We start from the raw sequence: 20187 nt of genomic DNA, 5'->3' as shown, positions 1-20187 counted from the left end.
GTCACACCTCCTTCTCTGGTTGCTGTGGAAAGAGCAGAATAATCTGAGTGCCGTGACCCAGACTGCTTGCAATATTGTAATCGAAACGATGACCATAAATCATCCGAAGTCGCTCAAACACATTATGTATACCGATCCCCGATAGGGAAGGACTGCTCGCTTCTTCCACTACAGGCAGTATTGGGGTGGCTTCTAAATGATTACGAAGCTCCAACAACCGCTCTGGGGTCATGCCAACACCGGAATCCTGAATCTCCACTTGCAGTCTACCATCCTCTGCAATTCGGGAAATAATCGTTATTTCACCTGCTTTACTTTTAAGGCCGTGAATATAAGCATTCTCAATAAGCGGCTGCAGCAGGAAACGCGGAATTTGAATAAGAAGGGTGTCCGAAGCCGCGGATACTCGCAGGATAACCCGATCCCCGTGCCTCGAATTCAATAAACGAACGTAGTGCTCGTTGATCCCAATCTCTTCATGGAGCGTTATGTATTCGTTATTGCGATTGATGGTCATACGCAAAAGAGCAGACAATGAGCTGATCAATTCCGCATTCTCTTCGTCGCCTTTCATCATGATCTTCAAACGAATGGAATTCAATACGTTAAAAAGAAAATGCGGATTAATCTGCGCCTGAAGCATTGCCAACTCTGCTTTGCGCTTGAGCTCTTGCTCTCGCTTATTCTCGAAGAGCGTCAACTCGATCCGATCAATCATGCGGTCAAATACATAGCCGAGCCGACCGACTTCATCCCCGCCACTAATGTTAGATCGTTCACTCAATTGACCAGACTCGATTCGCACGACGGTTTGGACAAGCTTGGCGATAGGTTTCGTCAATGTACGGACCACATAGAGCAGCACAACTGCGAACAAGAACAGAAACACCAATTGGATTCCGAAATCTGTCTTTCGAAAAGACTGGATTTGCTGTGCTGCCGCTTTATACGGCGTCATGTTTACGAGCTTCCATTCCGGCGTGACTTGAGCACTCTGCATGATATATTCTTCACCAGCTACCTTCACGAAGGACGTGCCCTCTTCCGGAGGAAGTTGATCATAATAGGCGAAAGGCTTCCCGATCTGACTTGAATCTTTATCTACCAAAATTTTGCCTTGTGCATCGATGATAACCATCGATTCATTATCTTCATATTGCGCAAATAATTTCTGCACTACACTCGGTTCGAGACCAACAATGACGTACCCATACGTAGCACCATTGAGACGAAGTGGCTTAACGGCTTCTAATAGATAGGATTGTGAAGATTGCTGACTGTAATTAGGCTCAGCTCCAATCCATTTCACGCTGTACCCGCCTGACTGCATGACATCCCGCATCCACGCTTTCTCAAAAAAGGATTTCGGATCGAAATTAGTTGTCGTATAGGTCGCATAATACTGCCCATTCGGGAGGAGTAGCGTTAGCACTAAATTTTCCAACGGACCAATGACCGTGTCTATCCGTTTATTTATCGTATTCTGACTGATATAAAGATCTCCAATGGAGGTTGTAGCGTCCGCATGACTTAAGTTCAATATGGGCTCCCGAAGATCCACATCAAATTGAACGAAATTCATCATATACAACATATTCTTCATCTGCCCGGTAACAATCTGATTCGCAATGAGCATCGATTGCCGCGCATTATCGGCGACTTGCGTTCGAACAGCATCCCGTGTAAGCAAATTCGACACATTCATCGATACGATGGACGGTAACACCAGACAAATCAGAATCGTTAGTACTAATTTATTACGAAGTGATAATGTGCGAAACCATTGCAGCACTAACGTTTCCCGCCTTCCCCAATAAAATGGGAAAAAAGAGGGGCCCTATGGCCTCCTCTTGCTTCCTATACACATTATACCAGTAAAGCTAGCCTAATCGTTACCGATTACTTTGCATTACTTTTTCTGATGTCTTCAATTTTAGCTTTTGCTGTTGAAATTGTTTTCTCCAAATCTTGTTTGCCTGTCAAGAACAACTCAACTTGCGTTAAGTATTCTTTCTCTTGTTGCAAGGCATACGTTGGAGGAACAACCAATTTTGTAGATTTGTTCACTTTCAAAGTAGACAGCAAGGAAGTTTTGTCAATGAATTTCACTTGATCTGGCTTGCCGCTTGCAAGGATCGCGTCTACGTTTTTGTTAATATCTGCTTTTTTCCAACCGGAGAAGAACAGACCTTGTGTTTGGATACCTTCTGTTGTGTACCATTTCACGAAGTCATAAGCGGCTTGTTTGTTCTTGGAGTTTGCAGCTACACCCATGAAGTCAGCGCCTACTTCAGTCAAACCGTTTGTATCTTTCGCATCATATTTCGGATACGGAGCAAATACCGTGTTGAACTTCGCGTTTTGCGCTAGCTCACCAACCATCCAGTTACCAGTTGCTAGCATAGCTGTTTTACCTGCGTAGAATACGTCACGGTAAGCCATTTTTTGCGAAACAACTTCGAAGTAAGGGACGGACGATTTATCCACGTTCTCCAATTGGTTACGCAGGTTCAAGGAGAAACGAACTTGTGGGTTATCAATGTTCTCAGTACCATCGGATTTCACCAAGTAAGGGTTATCCATGTTGTTGTTCAAACCAAGAAGCGCGTAATCTTTCCAGTTATGGAAATAAGAACCGTATTGTTTCGCAGCGCCTTCGCCTGAAGTTAATTTTTTCGCATATTCCGCATAGTCATTCCAAGTCCATTCTGTTGGAACTGGAAGCTTAGCTGCATCTAATTTATCTTTGTTCAAAAGAACGAACCACTCGATCATTTTACCAGGCAAAGCATAGTATTTACCATTTACAACTGGATCAAGTTTGTACTCGTCTTTGACAACGATGTTATCTTTTTTCAAGTACTCATCAAGCGGCTCAAGGATACCTGCTCCTACACGTTGTGCGAAATCGGAAGCACTGGAGTACATCACAACGTCCATTTGCTCGCCGGAAGCAGCTAGTAGATCAAGCTTTTTCATCCCTTCTTGGGAGTCACCTTTCTCGGACATGCTCTCATAAACAACTTTAACGTTCGGGTGAGTTGCATTATAGGCTTCAACTGTTTTGTTCCAGTTACCTTGAGCTTCTGTATACCATGCTTGTACTTTAATCGTTACAGGTGCTTTAGTTGATGATGTTGCTGTACCGCCAGGCGTTGTCGTTGATGCAGCGTTATCTTCACTTTTACTTCCGCAACCTGCAAGTGCAGCACTGATCGCTAGAACACCACTTAAAACGAGTAAACTCTTTTTCATATGAACCCCTCCAAGAAGATATTTGTATGATGTTTCGCAAACTGAAAACCTTTACATGACGAATCGTAACAAACTTAGTTTGAGCACACGAGGCAATATTTTAACCTCATGCACTCTTATTTTGACATCTTGCTTGTAACTGGTGTTTAACCTTTTACCCCACCCATGGAGATTCCTTCGATAACTTGCTTCTGTCCAATGATGAAAATGATCAACAAAGGCAAGATCGCAGAAACGGATGCGGCCATGATGAGGGAGTAGAACTCGCCATTTAGATCGGCAAAGGAATGAATCCCTAGCGGAAGCGTGAATAACGACTTGTCTCTTAGGAAAATCAATGGATTCTGGTAATCATTCCACGTCCAGATAAAGCGCAGAATCGCATACGTTGCAATCGCAGGACGTACAAGCGGAGTACAGATGGTCCAGAAAATGCGAGCATGATTTGCGCCATCAATCCTTGCAGATTCCATGTACTCATCGTGAATACCTAGGTAAAACTGGCGAAGCATGAACGTACCCAATACGCTAAAAGATCCTAGAAGAATAAGTCCTAAATGTGTATCATACAAGTGCATTGAGCGAAGCAAAAGGAATTGCGGCACGAGAATCGCCTGACTTGGAACCATATAAATAATAAGAACGAGAACGAAGAGAACATTCGAGCCGCGGAACTTAATTTTAGAAAAGGCATAAGCCGCCATCGATGAAAATAGTACAGATAATGCGGTCGTGATGACAGCTACCTTAATGGAGTTCCAGTAATACAAGGGAAATTTGGTCGTCCATACCGTTTTATAATTTTCAATCAAATTAAAATGTTTAGGAATCCACTGGATCGGGAAAATGAATACATCGGCTTCTGGCTTCATAGATGCTGAGATCATCCAAAGGAATGGCGTCATGAACAGGATGCCGAAGAGAGCCATCAGTATCGTTACAATTATCTTTTTGGTACTTTTTTTGTTATCCATGTGTGAACCTCCATTCTATTTTAGTAGTTGACCCATTTACGTTGGCCGAACCATTGAATTAACGTAATCAAGAGAACGAGGACTAGAAGCACAATCGCCATCGCAGATGCATAGCCGGATTGCAGATTAACGAAGGCTGTTTCGTATAAGCGGTACACGACCACGCTTGTTGAGTTAGCCGGTCCACCATTGGTCAGTACGGAAATGACATCGAATACTTTGAACGTTCCAATAATGCCGGATACGAGCAAGAAGAATGTTGTTGGTGACAGTAAAGGCACGGTAATGCTATAAAATTGCTTCCATTTGGATGCACCGTCAATATCGGCTGCTTCATACAGATCTTTCGGAATAGATTGAAGTCCTGCCATAAAAATAATCATGTTGTACCCAATATTGATCCATACCATCAGCCCCATCACACAGTACAAAGCATAATCAGGATCAGCCAGCCATTTCGGTGGGTTAGCATAGCCCCAGTCGATTAAAGTTTGGTTAATCGGCCCGTATGTTGGGTGGAAGAGTACTTGGAAAACGATCGCAACCGCAACAACACTTGAAATATACGGAATGAAGTAGATAACTTTGAAGACACCTTTGAAATACACTTGCTTATCAATCAGCACCGCTAAAACCAGTGAAACAATGAGTGTTAACGGAACAACGACCATCAGAATCATATTATTTTTCAATGAAAGTAGAAAGACACTGTCATGAATCAGCTTTATAAAGTTGTCCAACCCGAGGAATTTCACTTTCGAAAACCCGGCAACAAAGTTCCAGTCTGTAAAGCTCAAGAAGAAGGAAGCGATGATTGGAAATAACGTGAAAACGAATAAGCCGATGACCATGGGACTAACAAAAAGATATCCGGCCAAATTCTCTCGAATTTGCTGTTTAGACTGCTTAGATTTCACTTTAGTTCTTGGGATACTACCTGCTTGCGATTGTATATGGTTAGCCATGAAATTCACCCCATGTCGTGTTTTCTATAGTCTACCTTGTGTGCGATTCATGGATAAGTCACAGAATTGACCCTTTCGAGTAATATTTTAACCTTCAGGAACAATTTTTATTAGAAATGGAGCATGCGATCGGCTTATAAGTGGCCACAATCACCCTTTGCGCCGGACTCTCTTGCTGTAAGCATGAAAAACACCGTTACAGAGCGAGCGCAAAAAAACCAGAACGCCACTTGGCCCTCTGGTCTCCTACATCCTTACTTATTCGCTTCATGCACCTTCAGCAGTTTCCCCTTGATGGTTGTGTTCTTCATGATCTTGAGCACCATCGGCCCTTTGCCATTCAAAATGTCGACGTACGACACATTATCCTGAATTGTAATGATGCCGATATCCTCCGCGGTGACACCTTCAATCTTGGCGAGGGTGCCGACAAAGTCGACGGCGCGAATCTTTTTCTTTTTGCCCCCGTTAAAATAGAGCTTCATGATGCCCTTGTTCAACTGGTCACTGCGATCCCGCTTGATGACAGGCGTCGCCTGCATCTTCTGATCGAAGGCTGCTTGCTTTGCGGCAACCTCTTCGGAATCCGGTGCATCCTTCCTTGGAATTTCGAAGCCTAGATAGCCTTCGATATCCGCTAGGAACTTGTCCTCATGCGGCGTTACGAACGAAATCGCCTTGCCCGTCTTCCCTGCTCGTCCTGTCCGTCCGATCCGGTGGACGTAGCTTTCCTTCTCCATCGGAAGATCATAGTTGATGACATGCGTGATGTCCTCCACATCGATCCCACGCGCCGCGACGTCCGTGGCCACGAGGAATCGGAACTCTCCTCGCTTGAATGCATTCATGACAAGGAAACGATCATCTTGAACCATGCCGCCGTGAATCTTATCACAAGGAAAATCCAGCTGATCGAGCTGGTTGTAGAGCTTATCGACATGCTCTTGTGTCCGGCAGAAAATAATGCAGTTCTCCGGATTCTCCATCACGAGCACATTTTGAAGCAATGGCCACTTCTCGTTCTCCCTTACAGTGATGAGAGAGTGTTCGATCTGAACCTTCGCTGCTTCCGGTGTTTCAATCTCGATATCGATCGGCTTCCGCAGATACTGATGACACAGCTGCTCTACATCCTTCGGCAAGGTTGCCGAGAAGAGCATCGTCATCCGATCCGTCGGCAGCTCATCAATAATTGCGCCGACCTGTTCAATGAAGCCCATCCGCAGCATTTCGTCCGCCTCATCGATGACCAGATATTTCAGACGCTCAACATCCAGCGTCCCTTTCTGAATATGATCCAGCACACGCCCTGGTGTACCAACGACCACGTGGCACTTCTGATGCAGCTCAATCTTCTGCTTGGCAAAAGGCTGCTTCCCATACAGAGCAACCGCCTTAATCCGCTTAAAACGTCCGATGTTCGTCATATCTTGCTTCACTTGATCAGCGAGCTCCCGTGTCGGCGTCAGGATGAGGGCCTGCGGCCTGTTCTCTTCCCACTCTACCAGCTCGCAGATCGGTATGCCGAATGCCGCCGTTTTTCCGCTTCCCGTGCGGGATTTGACCGTTAGGTCCCGCTCCTGCAGTGCGATCGGAATCACCTTATGCTGCACATCTGTCGGCTGCGTGTAACCTAGTGTAGTTAGCGCACGCGTAATATCCTCACTTAATTGATAATCGTTAAAGCTTCTTGTCGTCACGATTTGACTCCCCTTCTTGTTGCTGTGGCTCTATTCTACTACATCTGGAGGCGGAAAAGAAAAAACATGAGTGAAATACCCAACATTAGGAAATAGTAACAAAAACAAATCAGGGTGGTACGCACATGAAGAACTCTATCTTTACCTTCATGCAAAAGTTACTGAAACAAAAGTACCAAACAGATATAGCTGCCAATAGCGAAGACATTCTCATTCATACCATGTCAGGTAACCTAGAAGAGACCCTTTACACGATAGGAGAAGGATTGGGTCATAGCACCGATCTCGTTATTCGAAGAATGACGATTCCATCCAATCCACCCTGCAAGGCTGCCATCATTTATTTGGATGGACTTGCCAATGTCAAAGACATTTTGGACTCCCTTCTTATCGATTATCGATCCGGAGATATCCTTCTACCTCAACTTGATGACATACCACCGTTATCTCTCATCAAAGAATACTTATTGAAATCAGGTGAGATCACAGGTACATCTGACTTTAAAACGCTCTATCATATGGTTTTATCTGGCGATACGGTCATCCTAGTGGATGGTTATAATGAAGGGATTTGCGCGAGTACACGTGAATGGAAAGATCGCGGGGTTACCGAGCCCTCCTCTCAAACCGTTGTAAGGGGTCCTCGCGAGGGATTTTCTGAGACGTTGCGCACGAACACTGCCTTAGTTCGAAGGAAAATTAAAGATCCTCATCTATGGATGGAAACCAGACAGATTGGCCGTGTAACCCAGACCGATGTTGCCATCATGTATATCAAAGGGCTTGTAGATGACAGCGTTGTAGATGAAGTTCGCTCTCGCTTAGCACGGATCGATATTGATGGGATTCTCGAAAGTGGATACATTGAAGAACTCGTCCAGGATGAAGCCTATACGCCATTCCCTACCATATTTAATACAGAGCGGCCCGATGTAGTTGCCGCAGGACTTCTAGAGGGGCGAATCGCAATCTTGGTAGACGGCACACCATTTGTCCTCATTGTACCTGCCGTATTTACGCACTTTATGCAAGCAGCAGAGGATTCTTACCAAAGGTCCGATATTAGCTCATTAATCCGCCTTCTCCGTTATATAGCACTGATGATTGCCTTACTTGCTCCTGCTTCCTATATTGCGGTAACGACCTTTCACCAAGAGATGATTCCGACAACACTGCTCGTTAATATTGCCGCCCATCGGGAGGGGATCCCTTTTCCTGCGTTTGTTGAAGCATTTCTTATGGAGGTTACATTTGAAATCCTACGGGAAGCCGGAATCAGAATGCCTCGTGCCATCGGGCAAGCCGTCTCTATTGTTGGTGCGCTTGTCATTGGACAAGCCGCCGTTGAAGCTGGATTAGTGGGACCAGCAATGGTTATTATCGTCGCGATAACAGCCATCTCTACCTTTATTATCCCTTCCTTTAACATGGGAATTTCCATTCGGATGATCCGTTTCATCCTGATGATTTTCGCTGCTTCTCTTGGTCTATACGGGATACTCATTGGCATTATTGCCTTGGTGCTACATTTATGCAGCTTGCGTTCTTTTGGCGTTCCTTACCTAGCTCCATTCGCACCCTACAGTCTGGGAGATCAAAAGGATAATGTCATTCGGCTCCCACATTGGGCATTACTGAAGCGTCCCAGCTATATTAGTCCAAACAATAGACAGAAACAAACAGATAATCCCCCACAGAAACCAGAATCCTAAGCGTGATCAGCCAAATTCGGGGAAGGTGATCTATACCCATGATGAAACGAGCTGTACTTATTATCCTCCTCCTGATGATCTTAACGGGTTGTTGGAACCGTAAGGAGCTTGATCAGATTTCCTTAGCAACAGCTATTGGCATCGATAAACAAGGGGATCATTATAATATTTCCGTCCAACTACTCAACTCCGATGAAATCACGTCATCGAAAGGTGTTGGCCAGCGACAGCCCGTTGTGACACTCCAGATTAGCAGTGGGAGTACGATTTTCGAGTCATTTCGCAAGTTGACAACGAGCTCACCACGTAAGATTCTCTCTTCCCATCTACGTATACTTATCCTAGGAGAAGAACTGGCTGAAGAGGGTATCTCCAAGGTGCTGGATATTTTATCAAGAGATCACGAACTGCGCTCAGACTTCAATATCTTATTAGCTAGAAATGCTACAGCCAATGATATCTTGCAAGTGTTGACTCCACTGGAGAAAATTCCTGCTAACAAGCTCTATTCTTCTCTCATCTCATCCGAGAAAAATTGGGGAGTTACCACAAATGTTGACTTGCATCAACTTATTTACGATCTCGTGGATCCAGGTAAAGATCCCGTGCTTTCTAGTGTTCATATTAAAGGGGACGTGACAAAAGCGAAGTCCCGCGAAAATTTAAATTCTGTTCTTCCTCCCGCAACATTGGAGTTTAAGAGCCTAGGTGTTTTCCATCAAGATCAGTTTGTTGGATGGTTAACAGACAGAGAAAGCAAAGGCTACAATTATGCCCTAGGTAACCTTCAAAGTACGGTTGTTGCGCTTCCGTGTCAAGCAGGTGGCAAAATGTCCATAGAATTGATTAGTACAAGGTCCAAAATCAAAGCAAGATTTGTAGATCAACAACCTCAAGCCTTTGTCAATGTTCGAGTCGAGGCGAATATCGGAGAGGTAGCCTGTAGATTGAACTTAAATTCCACCTATACGATACAAGCCATCGAAGAACAATTAAATGAAGAAATTAAGCAGACAATCCTAGACGCTGTGGCCAAAGCAAAGTCTTACAAGTCAGATATTTTCGGATTCGGAGCCGCCATTCATCGTGCCAATTATAAGCAATGGAATCTAATAAAAGATAACTGGGATCAAGCTTTTGTTGATCTTCCTGTTCAAGTGACTGTGCAATCCAGAATCCGCCGTACAGGCTCAGTTGTTGAATCTTTTATTGAACAAATGGAGTGAATAGGTATGATTTGGAGTCTTATTATTGTTTTTGTCTCACTTTGGACACTGAAGGTTCAGATCTCTCATTTAAGAGCAAAGCAACAGCACAGAGAATTCTGGTTTTTCACGCTATCTCTCAGTATTTCCGCCCTATTGAGTATAGCTATAAGTTTAAAGTTACCGCTGATCAATCCATTAGATGTGATCTCTTACTTATTCAGACCCATGGGGAAAATGATCACAACCTTACTCACGTAGCTGCAAGTCAAAGGAGTTAGTGATGTTTAATAACGAGAAAATCAACCTGCGTCAATTTAAAATATTAGTTTTGCTATTCAGCTTGGGAAGTACGATCATTATCGTCCCATCTGTCCTTACGGCTTTTGCCCATCAAGACGGGTGGTTGTCTGCCGCTCTAGGTATCGCTATGGGTGGAGCGACGATATGCCTCTATGTTGCGCTAAGTAATCGGTATCCGAGTCACTCTTTAATGGCTTATAGCGAATTGATCCTCGGAAAATGGTTAGGGAAATGCATAAGCACCATCTTCTATCTCTTTATTCTTATCATCGCTTCATTGGTTCTTCGTAATGTCGGTGACTTTATTACAACCATTATCATGCCAGAGACACCTATTCAAGTTATTCACTTTACATTCTTGCTGATTATTATGCTGGGGGCTGGGTTGGGCTTAGAAGTGATTGCTCGCGCTGGGGAGATTTTCCTACCTTGGGTTTTGTTGTGTATTGGTGTTCTGGTTGGCTTTCTGATTCCACAGATTAAGATTGAACGCTTACCACCTATACTTGAAGCTAGTACCAAAGCTATAATTCACGGAAGCTTGTCAGTTCTTTCTATTCCCTATCTGGAAATGGTCGTCTTTCTGATGATCTACCCTGCTATTCACACCAATTTGAAGAAAGGCAAAGGGTTTATTCAAGCAGGCTTTATGGGTGGCCTAATCATTTTTTCCATAACCGCTTTATGTATCGTCGTACTTGGTTGGGACTTCACTTCACGCCATACTTTTCCCAGTTACACATTAGCTAAAAAAATCCACGTCGGCGGATTCATCCAACGCATCGAAGTATTGGTTGCCATCATTTGGTTTGTCACCATCTATTTCAAACTCGTCATTTGCTTCTATAGCTCACTGGTTGGACTGCAGCAGATCTTGGGCTTGCGTACCTATCGTCCTTTCATCGTGCCAAGTGCGCTTATGCTATTTGCGCTTTCCTTCCTCGTTTACCCTAACATCATCTATTTTCGAGATTTTGCTTCCAATATATGGCCGCCATTTGCCCTAACTATGGGGCTGTTTCTGCCTTTAAGTTTGTTGATCGTATCTTATTTTAGACCAGGAAGCAGATTGGACAAATGAATGGAGGGATGGTTGTCGTTTCTTCCTGCAACATGACAAAAACGTCACTTTAGATCCTGGTATATCGATGGTTAAAGAGTCCCTTACTCGGTATAGTAAGATGAAGAAGGAGGGCGAAACCATGTCTACAATTATTCAAACCAAAAATTTATCCAAATCATATGGCAAAACACAAATCTTAACAAATATTGATTTAACGATTGAACAAGGAGAATTCACCGCGATTATGGGGCCATCTGGCTCAGGTAAAACGACATTAATGAATATGCTCTCCACGATCGACGCCTTTACTGGTGGGGAGGTCTGGATCGAGGGGAAATCGCTGTTAGATTTGAAAAAGAAAGATCTCCGACAATTCCGTCAAAAACGAATGGGATTCCTTTTTCAAGATTACAACTTACTGGATACCCTAACGGTGAAAGAAAATATTCTGCTGCCGCTCTCGTTGCAAAAAACACCTGTGGCGGAAATGGAGCAGCGATTAGCGACATTAATTGAAGCGTTAAATATTGAATCGATCTTACATCAGTATCCATCTGAAATTTCAGGTGGCCAAAAGCAGCGCACGGCTGCCGCACGTGCCATCATTACGAACCCAGCGATTGTGTTTGCCGATGAGCCGACGGGGGCGCTTGATTCCCGATCTGCTACCCAGCTGTTAGAACAAATTCAATCACTCAATCATACCTTTAAGACTACCGTTCTGATGATCACCCACGATCCGTATGCTGCTAGCTATTGTCAGCGCGTTATTTTTCTCCGTGATGGCAAAATCGTCAATGAAATGTTCAAAGGCGAACAAACTGAGAAGGAATTCTTCGACCGAATCCTGACGATTCAAAGTGCCATAGGGGGCGACCGGCGATGAGTTTGTTTGATTTATCATGGAGGAATATGAAGCGGAACTTCCGTTTGTATGCCATATATTTCATTTCCATGCTTGTCGGTGTTATCATATACTTTACCTTTTCTGGTTTAATGTTTAACGAGGACGTCGTTACAGCCATTCAAAATAAAGAAAACTACAAAACAATCATTTTTATTGCCTCCATGATCGTCTTTGCGTTTATCGTGTTTTTTATTTTGTACGCCAACTCTTTTTTTATGAAACAGCGAAAAAAAGAATTCGGTATGTATATCCTTTACGGGATGAAAGAAAGACAAGTTGCCGCAATGGTCTTTTACGAAACGTTATTTCTAAGCGCCATTTCTGTAACCAGTGGTATATTCATCGGTGGATTACTATCGAAATTTTTCGGTAAGATATTAATGAACTTAATGCACTACAAAGAAGACATTTCTTTTGCTTTTCCACTTGAAGCCGTCGTCTCAACGATTTTGTTATTCGCTTTATTAATTTGCATTATCACGGTTCAAAGTTATTTGAACGTCCGTCGAATGCAGATCGTTGAATTGTTTCACGCAAAAGAAAAAATGGACAAGCCGCTTAAGTTTTCTATGCCTTTGGCCATATTGTCCATCCTATTCATTGTTGCCTCCTATTACACGATTACCATGGGTGGAAGTTCAAACATATGGAAGGATTATTTTAAAGAAACCTTACTGGCTACAACAGTGGCATTAATCGTCGGAACGTATCTATTTTTCCGCCAGTTTTCCGGTTGGATTTTACAAAAAATGAGTCAAAGTCAAAATTACTTGCATGGCAACAAAATGTTGTGGATTTCCTCCCTTCGTTTTTCTATTCGAGGGAATACAGTAAACTTTACGTTTAACTCACTGATTAGTGCTGTTATCATCTTTGGAGTTGGATTTATTGCTGTAGATTACGCAGTTAAAGCCGATGTAGTAAGAAAAGAATACCCGAACGATATTATCTTTTCATCCCAAGATAACAGAACTCAAAAACAAATTGAACAAATAATGAATGAGTCCCATCCCATCATTGCTCATAAAACAATTACTGGCATTCAAACGGAAAAAATCGCAAATCGCAAATCGTTTCTTGACTATCCCAACTATTACACAGAGGAATTTTACATTTTCCCAGAAGAGCAGCTCAATGCGATTGTTGATTTACGTGGCGTTGGTGAAAAAGTAGATGTACAAGGCGATGAAGCTATTGTTTTAACAAGAGGACTAGATACACCAATCACATATCAAAGTCCGCTACCTGAAATGACCGTCTTAAAAGATCATACATTTCATGTAGTCGAAAGAATACGATTCCCGTTGTTAAGTATCCCTACAGATGCTAGTGGAGGTTCCGAACATCAGCCTTCGGTACTCGTTATTGCTGACGAGGCTTTTGAGTATCTCAAAGAAAATCGCACGCTATCTTCCTATGAAATTTATAAAATCGAAGATCCGAAAACATCCAATAACGTATCACGACAAATATACGATATCGTTATGCAGTCAGAAGGATCCTATTATTCAGCCTTTATCGATATGTATTCCATCGATATTGAGTCGTCTTCTTTAATACTGTTCTCTGTCGCTTTTTTTGCAGCCATTGCGTTGTTTGCTTTAGCCAGTGTCATTTACTTTAAACAGCTGCGTGAAGCTACAGAAGAGAGAGAACACTACGCGATTTTAAGGAAAATGGGTGTAGACGATAGAGAAATGAAGCAGATCATTCGGAAACAATTGCTGTTCGTCTTTTTACCGCCACTCTTACTTGGATTGCTGCACAGTTGGTATCTTTTATACTACACGGTCATCCTGATTGTAAAAGATTCTCATGCCTTAACAACGATTATTTTTTCTGTCATGGGACTATACGTGCTAACCTATATCATCTTTTACGTGTCATCAACATCTATTTACTACAAAATTATCAACGAAAAAAACACACGATGAGTTATTTTACTCATTGTGTGTTTTTTGTCTCATGAAATAAGGATCGTTGTCATTCGGAAAATGAACGATAAATTGCGTATATACAGCGGCCTCCGATGTGCAGTCAATATAATGGCCAAGTTTATTCGATAATTGCTGAGCCAAATATAAACCCATCCCGGTCGATTTGGTATACGTTCGTCCTGTTTCTCCAGTAAAGCCGCGATTAAAGATTCGCGGAAGGTCCTTGGGGCTAATACCTATTCCACTGTCCCGAATCAGCAACTGTTTCTCTTGCGGCGTTTCGAATACGGAAATCGTAATTTCCCCGCCAAGCTCTGTATATTTCAAACTATTCGTCAAAAGCTGATTGATAATAAACTGCAGCCATTTCGGATCACTTTGAACGACAAGCGTTTCTGCTTGTAGGCCAATGCGAATTTTTTTGGAGAAAAAGGTTTTCGAATGTGACTTCACAATCTCTTTCGAAATCTGGATAACATCACAATTTTGAATCGCATAATCCTGATTAAAGCTATCTAATTTGGCATAATAGAGTGCTTGATCAACGTAATTCTCAATCTTCGCGATCTCTTCTCTCAAACTATTCGCGTCCATATCCGTTTGCTGAAGTAAACGAAGAACCGCAATCGGTGTTTTTATCTCATGGAACCAAGAAACGATAAAATCATAATGCTCATGCTGCCTCTCCTGAACTTGATTCATTTCGTGGATATGCTGCTTTTTGAGCTCCTCGATGTGCTGTTGGGCGAACTCCCCTTCCAGGGATAAACTGTCATAATCCTCGCTCTTCATTCGTCGAATCACGCGTACATGTTGCTGGTACCGAAATAATAGAAATCCCAGTAACATAATCGAGGATAAGGCGAAGGCATAGAAGAAGGTCCCCCATACCCAATCACCACCATGGCTATAGGTATAAAATACAACAGCTGGGATTAGGAACCCCGCCAGATAGAGATACAAATAAGACTTTTCGTAGGCGAGATAGCGTAGGAAAGTCATTCGATCAAATACCCCATTCCTTTCCTAGTGACAATGTAGTCCTCCAGTCCAAGTGCAGCGATTTTCCTACGCATCCGGTTCACGTTCACAGTCAGCGTGTTATCATCGACGAACTGCTCTTCATTCCATAAGACCTGCATCATGTCCTCGCGCGAAACAATTTTCCCGATATTGCGCATGATCAACTGTAAAAGAATGAATTCATTCCGGCTTAACTCGGACACTTGTCCTTTATATTCAATCGTGGAATTGGTTACATGTAATTTCAGGCCCTTATGAGTGAATTTGGCGCTCTCATCTTCCTGATAGGTATACTTCCGGCGAATCAGCGCACTGACTTTGGCGACTAGGATATCCAAATCAAAGGGCTTCTGAATAAAATCATCCCCACCCATATTAATCGCCATAATGATATCCATATTCTGATTTCTGGATGACAAGAAGATGATCGGCACCTTGGAAACCGCGCGTATTTGTTGACACCAGTAGTATCCATCAAACACGGGAAGATTAATATCTAATAGGATGAGATGCGGATCTGATTGCTGAAAATCCTTTAGAACCTGATCAAATTGAGTTACTTCCACTACATCGTACTGCCACTTTTGTAACGTATCCGCGACAATCCGTCTAATTTTCTCATCGTCCTCAACCATCATAATTCGGTACATGCAATCCCTCATTATTCTAAAATACGATCCACCTTATTTTAGCATAAACTTAGCGAACATTAACCTTAGAGCTTTTTGCGCATGACATACCAACTATCTGTCCGTTCTGGATAAAACTTGTGCTCGATGACTTCATAATGTAACCGTTCGTACATCCGAATATTCTCTGGGATGGATAGTCGTACCTCAACCCGAGTTTCCATAATCCCCTGATCTCGTGCTTTATTTTCCACGAAAGCTAACAGTGCTTTGCAGATACCCTTTCCCCGATAATCAGGTAGTACCGACACCCTGCCAATATACAAATAATCGTCGACGGGTTTATACCTTGCTGACCCGACCACTTTAACTCCCTCGCATGCGAGTGCTGCTCCACCACCGATGTTAAATGTATGGATTGTGTGATCCACCGTTTCCTTTAGTGCACCTGAAGGTGGATTGAGCTTGCCGTCGTATTCTTTGAATGATTCGATCATGACCTGGTAAATGAGTTGGGATTCATCAATAGTAGCTTCTCTGATGGGTAGGTTCATCGTTGATCGACTCCTTTTATAGAGAATATTTATCAATCCTAGTTACGAGCCATGTTTCCTGACATAATCAGGCATACGTCGCATATATCGCTCCGAATCGTGCTCAAAATCATACTGCTTATACAACTCGTGCGCATCCTTCGTACCCAACAAGCCTACGAGGTCTTTATAATCATCACAGGAGATCAAGCTTTCCACTAGTTTCTTGCCGATCCCCATGCCCCTGTAGTCTTCATCAATAAATACATCGCATAAATAAAACATCGTCGCGTTGTCCGTTATGACTCTAGCGAAGCCCACTTGTTTGCGCCCTTCATATACGCCATAGCATACCGAGTTCTCGATCGCGCGCAGCGTCCTTTCTTCCGGTCGTTTATTCGCCCAATAGCTTCGTGAAAGAAAACCTTTGATAACATCTACATCTAGCCGTTCTTTATTATCACTGATAACAAATTGATTCCACGTAATCTCCATCGTATCTGCTCCTCTACTTAACTGGGTTCATTGATTTCCATCTATAATACTACATTCCATTGCCTATCTGTTATCCTCATTTCACTTGCTCGAAATGTCCTGCAAATTTGTGCACGAAATGTCGGATAACCATCTGCGATTACTGCTATTCTATGAATATAGGAGGTCAGAACCATGGATTTGCTTAAAAACATGAACAGTGCGCTCAAGTATATCGAAGATAACCTGACGGACACGATCGACACGAGTGAAGTAGCTCGTATAGCCTTATGCTCCGAATATCATTTCAAGCGCATGTTTTCCTTTCTCGCGGGCATTCCGTTATCCGAGTATATCCGCCGTAGACGGCTAAGTCTTGCCGCTTTTGAGCTAAGAGACAGCAACATCAAAGTCATAGATATTGCCATCAAATACGGGTATAACTCACCGGATTCATTCACGCGATCTTTTCAACATTTACATGGCATTACACCGTCAGAAGCTAGATTGAATGGGCAATCATTGAAAGCCTATCCGTCTATGACTTTCCAAATCACCATTCAAGGGGGAAATGAAATGAATTATCGAATTGAGGAAAAAGAAGCTTTTCATATTGTTGGTATTCACAAACGAGTGCCCATTATCTTTAACGGCGTTAATCCTGAAATTGCCGCGATGTGGCAAAGCTTGAACATGGACTTAATTAACACCCTTAAACAACTCTCCAATGTCGAGCCCATTGGTCTGGTGAGTGCCTCTACCAACTTCTCCGAAGGCCGAATGGAAGAAAAAGGAGAGCTTGACCACTATATTGGCGTTGCTACAACGAATCCGTGTCCCGATAATTTCACACGACTCGACGTATCTGCCTCGACATGGGCGGTATTCGAAGCCATCGGACCGTTCCCCGAAACGTTGCAAAATGTATGGGGACGCATCTACTCCGAATGGTTCCCTTCTTCTGGCTATGAACAAGTCGCCGGACCAGAAATGCTGTGGAACGCAGATAAGGATACAACTTCGCCTACGTTTAGAAGTGAAATATGGGTACCGGTGAAGAGGATGTAGTGGGAGTAATGGCCAGAACCTGAGGGTTGCCTCTCTCCCCAGGGATTCCCCCTGGGCTTAGGAACCCCAACCACAACCCAGCCTCACTCCCACGCAGGAATTCTTCTCGATCACTAGTAGTTGCTTTCCATCACCTAACGGACATGAATGCCGTTATATTAGACACTCCAAATATATCTGATATTTGGTAAATAGCGGCGTATGTGTCCGTTAGATTTTCGAAACCTCTGAATCCAAGCAAATAACGTCGTTGGTGTCCGTTAGCAAGGCTAGGAGGGGTGTATCCCCATTATTGTCACCTACTAACCTGACAACCTTGGCCTCATTCCCCGTTACCGGTCAAGGTGACTTGGATGATCTCTACAGTAGCATATAGAAAAGCTCCTGGATTCCTGCACAATTGCAGGAACTAGGAGCTTTTGGGGTTAGATTACATCACGATTGGCAGAGGCCAATGAGTCAGACGCGGGGTGCCGGCATGGAGAGAGGCCATCAGCTAGACACTTTGACCATTGATCAGATCAATCGCGGGCTGCATAGGGTCAAAAGGTACAGCCCCCACTAACATCGGCAGGCTCTGCCCTGGTTGTTTGAGCTGTGCCGGCAGGCGTCCTGCGCGTTCAGGCAGCGTTTGAAGCTCGTTCGCTCCTTCCGATCGGGGCAGCACAGCCTTTAAATTCGTTAGGACTCATCGGCTCACTTACCCCCTTCTCAGGAAGCGAACAGCACGACTTACCAGTGCCGGAAGCACAGAAACATGTCCTTCGCCTTCAAACTCATAGAAATGAGCATCTAACTTCTCATTTGGCAAGAGGGCTAAGCGCTCATACAACTCCTTGGCATTCTCGCTCATATTGCTCGGGTGATTCTTCTCAAGCTCACCGATGGTGATGAGCAGCTTATGATGAATTTGCCCCTGCTGTAGATTAGAAGTATACTGGTCCTCCTGCTCGCGTAGCATCGCTTTATTCCAGTGAACCGATGGACTGCCTGCAATATAGGTTTGAAAAGTGTGCGGCTGCGTGAACAAGGTTTGCAACACGAAAAGTCCACCTAGCGAATGCCCAAAGACCGCTTGCTGCTTCGTATTAATCGAATAATTACGTTCAATGCGTGGTTTGAGCTCAATTTCGATAAAGGCCCGAAAAGCGTCGGCCCCGCCGACTTGTGGTCTTACAGCATCTTTGTTGCGTACAGGTAGAGCATCAAGCACTTCTTTCGGCGTCGGCATCGTAAAATCATAAAACCGCGAAGAATCGAACGGCTCCTCCGTCGGATAGCCGATACCAACAACGACTGCCGGGTAGACCCCCGTCTTCTCGGGAACGCGCGATTGTACACGCATCGCTTCAACCATCGTGGCAAAAAGCGCATTTGCATCCAGCAAATAGATGACTGAAAATCCTTCAGGCGGCGCCTCCTGCGAAGGCTTAAATACGTAAATTTGATAGGGTTGCTCTCTTGTAGTGCTGTGAAGAAGATACTGCTCTGTGTTCGGTAATGTAAAAGACTGACGGACAACTTCCCTCGAAGGCATAGTGGTCTCGATGGATGAATGGGATAAACGGGTCATTGGGTTTCCTCTCTTCTCCTCTCGTTTTAGGTTCAACGATCAGGCCGGATCTCGTGTGTTTACGGATCGATGGATTGTTTACGGGAACATGTGTTGATAATGATTCTCATCATTGATTATAGGAGAATGTAAACACATCGACCATGAACGATATCCACATATTGGAATGGAGAATGTTCAGGTCATCGAAGCGAATTAGGGGTGGATAGCTCCCTCCCTGCGACGGAGTAACTGTATAAACTCCAGCTAATATCTGTGAAGTCTCTCGATTTGGATGTTTAACTGGATTTCCTACATCTATTTCTGGCGATATCAGTGAAATCCGCGACTTCGCCTCAAATTAGCTACAGGAAATCCAGCTATTTGCTCGAAGGCGCGATTTTCCGCCAAATTAACTGTAGGAAATCCAGTTAATCCAATCAGAGTCAACATGCGACGAGGGGGGAAAGGTGGCGGGCGTGCATGTGTGAGGGGCTTCAAGTAGCTTGTTTGGCGTGGTAGTGCATGTGGTGAGTGGATCGATGTGATGGTGGGAGTGAGGGGTTTCAACTAGTTTGTTTGGTGCCGCTCCCCGCTCCCAGCAGCGGATTAACTGTAAAAACTCCAGCTAATTTCTGTGGAATCCCCCGATTTTCCTGTTTAACTGGATTTCCTACATCTATTTCTGGTGATATCAGTGAAATCCTCAAATTCCAGCAGAACTTAGCTACAGGAAATCCATCTATTTGCTCGAAAGCGTGATTTTCCGCCAAATTAGCTGTATGAATGCTCTTCTGTCAAGAAAGTGGACGTCACTAAGTTATGCGACTTGCTGGTAGTATAGCTGCTCAAATTGCTCAGGTGACATGTAACCAATTGTGCTATTC

The 20187-nt window shown here is 43.7% G+C and carries 17 protein-coding genes; 6 read left to right on the top strand and 11 right to left on the bottom strand.

Annotation, left to right across the window (positions count from 1 at the left end):
* Nucleotide 1: 1 nt before the first annotated feature.
* The 5 genes from ASL11_RS07455 to ASL11_RS07435 all read right to left on the bottom strand — a co-directional run bounded on the left by ASL11_RS07455 (nt 2) and on the right by ASL11_RS07435 (nt 6894).
* Nucleotides 2-1792 (bottom strand): cache domain-containing sensor histidine kinase, encoded by a 1791-nt coding sequence (locus tag ASL11_RS07455; RefSeq protein WP_056611883.1) that lies wholly within the window; start codon nt 1790-1792, stop codon nt 2-4.
* A gap of 107 nt (nt 1793-1899) precedes the next feature.
* Nucleotides 1900-3255, bottom strand: coding sequence for an ABC transporter substrate-binding protein (locus tag ASL11_RS07450; RefSeq protein ID WP_056611880.1), 1356 nt, complete (start codon nt 3253-3255; stop codon nt 1900-1902).
* A 146-nt stretch (nt 3256-3401) separates the two neighbouring features.
* On the bottom strand, nt 3402-4229 hold the full coding sequence (locus tag ASL11_RS07445; RefSeq protein WP_056611878.1) for a carbohydrate ABC transporter permease: 828 nt from the start codon (nt 4227-4229) through the stop codon (nt 3402-3404).
* Nucleotides 4230-4249: 20 nt separating this feature from the next.
* Nucleotides 4250-5194: a carbohydrate ABC transporter permease gene (locus ASL11_RS07440; RefSeq protein WP_056611875.1), complete on the bottom strand. Its 945-nt coding sequence runs from the start codon at nt 5192-5194 to the stop codon at nt 4250-4252.
* A 254-nt stretch (nt 5195-5448) separates the two neighbouring features.
* Complete coding sequence (locus tag ASL11_RS07435) at nt 5449-6894, bottom strand: DEAD/DEAH box helicase (protein WP_056611872.1); 1446 nt, start codon at nt 6892-6894, stop codon at nt 5449-5451.
* Between the two features lie 125 nt (nt 6895-7019).
* Between ASL11_RS07435 and ASL11_RS07430 the strand changes: the two genes are divergently transcribed.
* From ASL11_RS07430 to ASL11_RS07405, 5 genes are all read left to right on the top strand, one after another.
* Nucleotides 7020-8606: a spore germination protein gene (locus ASL11_RS07430; RefSeq protein WP_442953027.1), complete on the top strand. Its 1587-nt coding sequence runs from the start codon at nt 7020-7022 to the stop codon at nt 8604-8606.
* 38 nt (nt 8607-8644) lie between these two features.
* Nucleotides 8645-9832, top strand: coding sequence for a Ger(x)C family spore germination protein (locus tag ASL11_RS07425; protein ID WP_056611869.1), 1188 nt, complete (start codon nt 8645-8647; stop codon nt 9830-9832).
* A 262-nt stretch (nt 9833-10094) separates the two neighbouring features.
* Complete coding sequence (locus ASL11_RS07415; protein WP_056611863.1) at nt 10095-11195, top strand: GerAB/ArcD/ProY family transporter; 1101 nt, start codon at nt 10095-10097, stop codon at nt 11193-11195.
* A 121-nt stretch (nt 11196-11316) separates the two neighbouring features.
* Nucleotides 11317-12063 carry an ABC transporter ATP-binding protein gene (locus ASL11_RS07410; protein ID WP_056611859.1) on the top strand — a complete coding sequence of 249 codons (747 nt, stop codon included), beginning with the start codon at nt 11317-11319 and terminating at the stop codon, nt 12061-12063.
* Complete coding sequence (locus tag ASL11_RS07405) at nt 12060-14018, top strand: FtsX-like permease family protein (RefSeq protein ID WP_056611856.1); 1959 nt, start codon at nt 12060-12062, stop codon at nt 14016-14018. The genes ASL11_RS07410 and ASL11_RS07405 overlap by 4 nt, the downstream gene beginning before the upstream one ends.
* Before the next feature lie 6 nt (nt 14019-14024).
* Here ASL11_RS07405 and ASL11_RS07400 read toward each other — a convergent pair whose 3' ends face one another.
* The 4 genes from ASL11_RS07400 to ASL11_RS07385 all read right to left on the bottom strand — a co-directional run bounded on the left by ASL11_RS07400 (nt 14025) and on the right by ASL11_RS07385 (nt 16701).
* Entirely contained in the window at nt 14025-15023 is a 999-nt protein-coding gene (locus ASL11_RS07400) for a sensor histidine kinase (protein ID WP_056611853.1), read from the bottom strand.
* Nucleotides 15020-15694: a response regulator transcription factor gene (locus ASL11_RS07395; RefSeq protein WP_056611850.1), complete on the bottom strand. Its 675-nt coding sequence runs from the start codon at nt 15692-15694 to the stop codon at nt 15020-15022. The genes ASL11_RS07400 and ASL11_RS07395 overlap by 4 nt, the downstream gene beginning before the upstream one ends.
* 65 nt (nt 15695-15759) lie before the next feature.
* Complete coding sequence (locus tag ASL11_RS07390) at nt 15760-16227, bottom strand: GNAT family N-acetyltransferase (protein WP_056611847.1); 468 nt, start codon at nt 16225-16227, stop codon at nt 15760-15762.
* Nucleotides 16228-16269: 42 nt separating this feature from the next.
* Nucleotides 16270-16701: a GNAT family N-acetyltransferase gene (locus ASL11_RS07385; protein ID WP_056611843.1), complete on the bottom strand. Its 432-nt coding sequence runs from the start codon at nt 16699-16701 to the stop codon at nt 16270-16272.
* Between the two features lie 174 nt (nt 16702-16875).
* On the opposite strand from ASL11_RS07385, the gene ASL11_RS07380 reads away from it, so the two are divergent.
* Nucleotides 16876-17748: an AraC family transcriptional regulator gene (locus ASL11_RS07380; RefSeq protein WP_056611840.1), complete on the top strand. Its 873-nt coding sequence runs from the start codon at nt 16876-16878 to the stop codon at nt 17746-17748.
* A 496-nt stretch (nt 17749-18244) separates the two neighbouring features.
* Here the strand turns inward: ASL11_RS07380 and ASL11_RS36345 are convergent, their stop codons facing one another.
* Complete coding sequence (locus ASL11_RS36345) at nt 18245-18415, bottom strand: hypothetical protein (protein ID WP_157256846.1); 171 nt, start codon at nt 18413-18415, stop codon at nt 18245-18247.
* A gap of 33 nt (nt 18416-18448) precedes the next feature.
* On the bottom strand, nt 18449-19321 hold the full coding sequence (locus tag ASL11_RS07375) for an alpha/beta hydrolase (protein ID WP_082595315.1): 873 nt from the start codon (nt 19319-19321) through the stop codon (nt 18449-18451).
* Nucleotides 19322-20187 lie beyond the last annotated feature (866 nt).

This window comes from Paenibacillus sp. Soil750 (assembly GCF_001428045.1).
GTDB lineage: Bacteria > Bacillota > Bacilli > Paenibacillales > NBRC-103111 > Paenibacillus_E > Paenibacillus_E allorhizoplanae.
The sequence above is the reverse complement of the archived record's forward strand: the minus strand, read 5'-3'. Positions and strand labels throughout refer to the sequence as shown.

Excerpts from the sequence above, each read along its gene's own strand:
- ASL11_RS07450 (WP_056611880.1), bottom strand. The coding sequence starts at position 3,255 with ATGAAAAAGAGTTTACTCGTTTTAAGTGGTGTTCTAGCGATCAGTGCT.
- ASL11_RS07400 (WP_056611853.1), bottom strand. The coding sequence starts at position 15,023 with ATGACTTTCCTACGCTATCTCGCCTACGAAAAGTCTTATTTGTATCTC.
- ASL11_RS07390 (WP_056611847.1), bottom strand. The coding sequence starts at position 16,227 with ATGAACCTACCCATCAGAGAAGCTACTATTGATGAATCCCAACTCATT.
- ASL11_RS07415 (WP_056611863.1), top strand. The coding sequence starts at position 10,095 with ATGTTTAATAACGAGAAAATCAACCTGCGTCAATTTAAAATATTAGTT.
- ASL11_RS07440 (WP_056611875.1), bottom strand. The coding sequence starts at position 5,194 with ATGGCTAACCATATACAATCGCAAGCAGGTAGTATCCCAAGAACTAAA.
- ASL11_RS07410 (WP_056611859.1), top strand. The coding sequence starts at position 11,317 with ATGTCTACAATTATTCAAACCAAAAATTTATCCAAATCATATGGCAAA.
- ASL11_RS07445 (WP_056611878.1), bottom strand. The coding sequence starts at position 4,229 with ATGGATAACAAAAAAAGTACCAAAAAGATAATTGTAACGATACTGATG.
- ASL11_RS07405 (WP_056611856.1), top strand. The coding sequence starts at position 12,060 with ATGAGTTTGTTTGATTTATCATGGAGGAATATGAAGCGGAACTTCCGT.
- ASL11_RS07430 (WP_442953027.1), top strand. The coding sequence starts at position 7,020 with ATGAAGAACTCTATCTTTACCTTCATGCAAAAGTTACTGAAACAAAAG.
- ASL11_RS07380 (WP_056611840.1), top strand. The coding sequence starts at position 16,876 with ATGGATTTGCTTAAAAACATGAACAGTGCGCTCAAGTATATCGAAGAT.
- ASL11_RS07385 (WP_056611843.1), bottom strand. The coding sequence starts at position 16,701 with ATGGAGATTACGTGGAATCAATTTGTTATCAGTGATAATAAAGAACGG.
- ASL11_RS07375 (WP_082595315.1), bottom strand. The coding sequence starts at position 19,321 with ATGACCCGTTTATCCCATTCATCCATCGAGACCACTATGCCTTCGAGG.
- ASL11_RS07395 (WP_056611850.1), bottom strand. The coding sequence starts at position 15,694 with ATGTACCGAATTATGATGGTTGAGGACGATGAGAAAATTAGACGGATT.
- ASL11_RS07425 (WP_056611869.1), top strand. The coding sequence starts at position 8,645 with ATGATGAAACGAGCTGTACTTATTATCCTCCTCCTGATGATCTTAACG.